Annotated in this window: 6 protein-coding genes; 5 read left to right on the top strand and 1 reads right to left on the bottom strand. The window is 31.6% G+C overall.

Annotated features, from left to right (window positions below):
- Window positions 1–97: 97 nt before the first annotated feature.
- Window positions 98–292 carry a hypothetical protein gene (locus tag CN514_RS23360; RefSeq protein ID WP_098234624.1) on the bottom strand — a complete coding sequence of 65 codons (195 nt, stop codon included), beginning with the start codon at window positions 290–292 and terminating at the stop codon, window positions 98–100.
- Window positions 293–447: 155 nt separating this feature from the next.
- Here CN514_RS23360 and CN514_RS23355 point away from each other — a divergent pair, with 155 nt between their 5' ends.
- From CN514_RS23355 to CN514_RS23335, 5 genes are all read left to right on the top strand, one after another.
- Complete coding sequence (locus CN514_RS23355; protein ID WP_098234623.1) at window positions 448–933, top strand: NUDIX hydrolase; 486 nt, start codon at window positions 448–450, stop codon at window positions 931–933.
- 450 nt (window positions 934–1,383) lie between these two features.
- A complete protein-coding gene (locus CN514_RS23350) occupies window positions 1,384–2,139 on the top strand; it encodes a transporter substrate-binding domain-containing protein (protein ID WP_098234622.1) in 756 nt (251 codons plus the stop codon).
- Window positions 2,140–2,235: 96 nt separating this feature from the next.
- Window positions 2,236–3,576 (top strand): aspartate aminotransferase family protein, encoded by a 1,341-nt coding sequence (locus tag CN514_RS23345; protein WP_098234621.1) that lies wholly within the window; start codon window positions 2,236–2,238, stop codon window positions 3,574–3,576.
- Window positions 3,577–3,655: 79 nt separating this feature from the next.
- Complete coding sequence (locus tag CN514_RS23340) at window positions 3,656–4,315, top strand: amino acid ABC transporter permease (RefSeq protein ID WP_069034049.1); 660 nt, start codon at window positions 3,656–3,658, stop codon at window positions 4,313–4,315.
- Window positions 4,308–4,903, top strand: a 596-nt coding sequence (locus tag CN514_RS23335; protein ID WP_098234620.1) for an amino acid ABC transporter ATP-binding protein, incomplete at its 3' end; no start/stop codon positions are given. The genes CN514_RS23340 and CN514_RS23335, both read left to right, overlap by 8 nt.

The raw sequence follows: 4,903 nt of genomic DNA, 5'->3' as shown, positions 1-4,903 counted from the left end.
AAAAGTACAAAAATTTATGGGGGGAATTCCATAAATTTTTGTACTTTTTTTGTGCATAATATTATTATTATGTAAACTGAGTTTTAAATGAAGCGTTTTAGTTAATTATTTTGTAAATAAAATAAAAGATAAAAAAGAAAGATACTGCAGCTAAAGAGCATGTAAAAATTAATAACTTTAATGCATCATTATATGCTGTTTCATCATATTTCACTCTAAAAGCGAAGGATTCTAATCTATGTTTTTTTAATTTTCTATATTGGTTTAAATCGATAATATTTGATTGATCCACAACACACCTCTCCTTTGTAGTACTAATATATTAATTAAATATTAAAATATTCTAAATAATTAGTAAAGTTGTTTTGAACACAATTTACTAGCAAATTATGCCATAATTAATAGGAATAAAATTTACTAATATGCTTGAAAGGTAAGTGGGAATTTGTGAAATATACTTTATGTTTTATCAAACGCAATGATGAACTATTATTGTTAAATCGTATAAATGCTCCTACAATGGGAATTTGGAATGGTGTTGGTGGAAAAATAGAAAAAGGGGAAACAATCGAAAGATCCGTTCAAAGAGAGATTGCAGAAGAAACCGGAATACAGATTGAGTTGAATGATATAACTTATAAAGGTAAAGTGACCTGGCATGAAGAAGATGTGGATTTCGGAGGTATGTATGTATTTCTGGCCGAGGTTTCTAATCGCTTAAAATATGATACGCCTTTAAAAACAGATGAAGGAATTTTAGATTGGAAAAAAATTGATTGGGTAATAGATGAAAAAAATCAAGGAGTAGGAGAGTGTATTCCTTATTTTCTTCCGATACTATTAAAAAACGAGCGAAATCATCATTATTCCTTTTATTATAAGGAGAATAAGGTTGTTGATGTAGTAATTGAAGAGGAAGTTTTAATACCATAAAATAATTTATAAATGAATAATGTAATCATTTTTATGAAAATACCATTTCCACAATGGTATTTTTTTTATGAATAAGGTTGAAAACGCTTAAATTTGGGGGAATTTAAGTATTCGGTCATGAAAAATAAAGTGATTTGCGAGATTTGTCGAAAATTTTTTGAAAGATATGAAAAGTCTAATAACAACACTCGCATTCACTTGAATGAATAAATATATAAACATAATGAATATTAATAAAAAAATTTTTATTATAATATCCCTGTAAAATTAGGCTATGTCTAATTTTTTTGTCGAAATACAGAAAAATATAGTTGCATAATTATTAGTATGTGTTAAAATTCATTTTGTGGAATAATTATTCATTCGAAAAAAATGGTTGTTTAATAGAATACTAAAAAAGATAATAGAAATAATAAGTTTGAATTTTACAAAAATTAGGGGGAAGCATTAATGAAAAAAATAGTCGGAGTTTTAGCTGCATCAGCATTATCAATTGGAATGTTATCTGCTTGTAACAAGTCAGATGATAAAACCTTAATCTTAGGAACAAGTGCGGATTATAAGCCTTATGAATTTATTGACACAAAAAATGACAAAATAGTCGGGTTTGATGTTGATTTAGCTAAAGCGCTTGGTAAAAAAACTGGATACACAATTAAAGTAAAAGATATTGATTTTACCTCATTAATTACTGCGATGAATGCAGATAAAGTAGATTTTATTATGGCCGGTATGAAAAAGACACCTGAGCGTGCGAAAAATGCAGATTTCACTGAGCCATATTTCACTGATCAAAATGAAATAGTTGTAAATAAAGATTCAAACATTAAAAGTGTTGAAGATTTAAAAGGAAAAACAGTTGGTGTACAAGCTGGTTCAATTCAAGAAACAAAAGCAATTGAAGTTTCTAAAAAGGTTGGATTTAAAGTTGAAAACCGTAACCGTATTCCTGAGATGGTAGAAGAATTAAAAGCTGGAAGATTTGATGCTGTTGTTATCGAACAATCTGTAGCTAGTGGATATCTAAATAAATTACCTGAAATGCAAGGGGAATTAATGCAAGATTTCTTTGAACAATCAGGTTCAGCAGTAGCTCTTCCAAAAGGTAGTAAATTAACACCTAAATTTGAAAAAGCATTAAAAGAATTAAAAGAAGATGGAACTGTTGATAAATTAGTTAAAAAATGGTTCGGTGAATTGAAGTAATCCGTAAGGTATTAATAGATTAAAAGATAAAACTATAGGGTATGGCAGATGATATAGAATGATAAGTTGTTGTTGTAATCAGGGGAGGAATTATTGATGGAGAAAGATTGGAGTCACTTATTAGAAAAAATGCCTTTACGTCTTGCACCAAGCATGGCAAAGGATCATCCTAACTTACCAGTTGTGAAGGAAGAAGGCTGTTACTACTATGGTGTAGATGGTAAAGAGTACTTAGACTTTACATCTGGCATTGCTACTACTAATGTTGGACATCGTCATCCAAAAGTAGTACAGGCAATTAAAGATGGCGCAGATTCTTTAGCACATGGTCCATCAGGTGTTATTATTTACGAATCGATTTTAAAGCTAGCAGATGAGTTGGCTGAAATTCTTCCTGGTAACTTAGATACTTTCTTTTTTGGTAATAGTGGAACTGAAGCGATTGAAGGTGCTATAAAGTTAGCTAAACATGCTACTAAACGTCCATATATTGTTTCATTTATTGGTTGTTTCCATGGCCGTTCTATGGGAGCATTAAGCGTTACGACTTCAAAAAGTAAGTATCGAAAATTTTTACAACCAACAGGCTCTTATCAAATACCTTATGCTAATGTTTCAGAATGCCCTGAAGGTTATGATGAAGAACAATATGTAGTAGAGCAATTAGAAAAGGATTTTAAACGTTTATTTAATCATCAAGTAACTCCAGAAGAAGTAGCTGCAGTTATTGTAGAGCCAGTTCTAGGTGAAGGTGGATATATAGTACCACCTAAAGCATGGTTAAAGAAAATACGAGAAATCTGTGATAAAAATAATATTTTACTAATTTTTGATGAAGTTCAAACTGGATTTGGACGAACAGGAGATTGGTTTGCTGCACACACTTTTGATGTAACGCCAGATATTATGGCAATCGCAAAAGGTATTGCAAATGGTATTCCTTTAAGTGCTACTGTAGCATCAAATGAACTAATGAAACAGTGGCCACTAGGTAGTCACGGAACAACATTTGGAGGCAATCCAATAGCTTGTTCAGCTGCATTGGCTGTTTTAGAAATTATAAAAGAAGAAAAGCTTTTAGAAAATACGAGAGAAGTTGGTGCTTACGCAGTAGAAAAACTGAATGCATTAAAAGAAAAGCATCCGGTAATTGGAAGCATTCGCTCAATTGGTTTAATGATTGGCATTGAAATCATTAATCCAGCTACAAAAGAACCAAACGGTGATGGTTTATTTAAAATTCTTGATCTTGCTTTGGAAAAAGGTGTTTTATTCTACTTCTGTGGTAATAACAGTGAAGTAATTCGAATGATTCCACCATTAACAGTTACGAAGAATCAAATCGATGATGGGTTAGCAATCTTAGATGAAGCATTAACAGAATATGAGCAATCCATTGGATATGAATTATATGAAACAAAGGGCATTGGTTTCTAAACCAGTGCTCTTTATCTAAACAGACTTTGTCGAATAAACGTTGCAATTTAAAAGACAAATAGTAAAGGAGTACTACAATATGAACTTAGATTTTTCTCAAATTGTCCCTTCAATTCCATATATATTGGCCGGATTAAAATTAACACTATTAGTAGTTGTTTGTTCAATTTTATTAGGTCTTGTTTTAGCAATATTACTTGCATTAATGAAAATTAGCCGTGCAAAATGGTTAGTTGTAATAGCTGATTTTTATACTTCAATTTTTCGTGGAACACCGATGGTTTTGCAATTAATGATCATTTATTATGGTTTACCACAATTAATTGGTTTCGATATCGAAAAGTTCCCAGCAGCGGTATTGGCTTTTGGATTGAATTCAGGAGCTTATGTATCAGAGATCATCCGTGCAGGTATACTAGCAGTAGATAAAGGTCAACAAGAAGCTGCTTCAGCTTTAGGTATCCCTTACCGTAAAATGATGTCTAAAATTATTTTACCTCAAGCATTTAAAAATATTTTACCAGCTTTAATGAATGAGTTTATTACGTTAACGAAGGAATCAGCAATGGTAACAGTAATTGGTGCATCTGATTTAATGAGAAGAGCATTCTTAGTAGGTGGGGAAACTTACTCATTTATGGAGCCACTTATTTTTGTAGCTGCAATCTATTACATTATCATTATGATCCTATCACTTCTAGGTAAATCTGTTGAAAGGAGAATGCGTACAAATGATTAGAATTACTAATTTAAATAAAAGCTTTGGAAATGTTCATGTATTAAAAGGTATAACAACTATAATTGAACAAGGGTCTGTTGTTGCTGTAATTGGCCCATCTGGTTCTGGAAAGTCTACATTTTTACGTTGTATGAATTTATTAGAAACTCCTTCAAATGGTGAAATTTGGATGGATGATATTGAAATTACAAATCCTAAAAGTAATCTAATGAAAATTCGTGAAGATGTAGGTATGGTATTCCAGCATTTTCATTTGTTCCCACATATGACAGTTCTAGAAAATATTACGTATGCTCCGATTAATGTAAAAGGTATGAGTAAGGCTAAAGCAGAAGAAAGTGCAAAGGCACTTCTTGAAAAAGTTGGACTTCTTGAAAAAGCAAACGTATATCCTCCTAAACTTTCAGGTGGTCAGAAACAGCGTGTAGCTATTGCAAGAGCACTTGCAATGGAACCTAAAGTAATGCTATTTGATGAACCAACATCAGCTCTAGATCCAGAGATGGTAAAAGAAGTACTTGAAGTAATGAAATCATTAGCTCATACAGGTATGACAATGGTCATCGTTACACATGAAATGGGCTTTGC

The sequence above is a fragment of the Bacillus sp. AFS001701 genome (assembly GCF_002559405.1).
Classification (GTDB): domain Bacteria; phylum Bacillota; class Bacilli; order Bacillales; family Bacillaceae_G; genus Gottfriedia.
The sequence above is the reverse complement of the archived record's forward strand: the minus strand, read 5'-3'. Positions and strand labels throughout refer to the sequence as shown.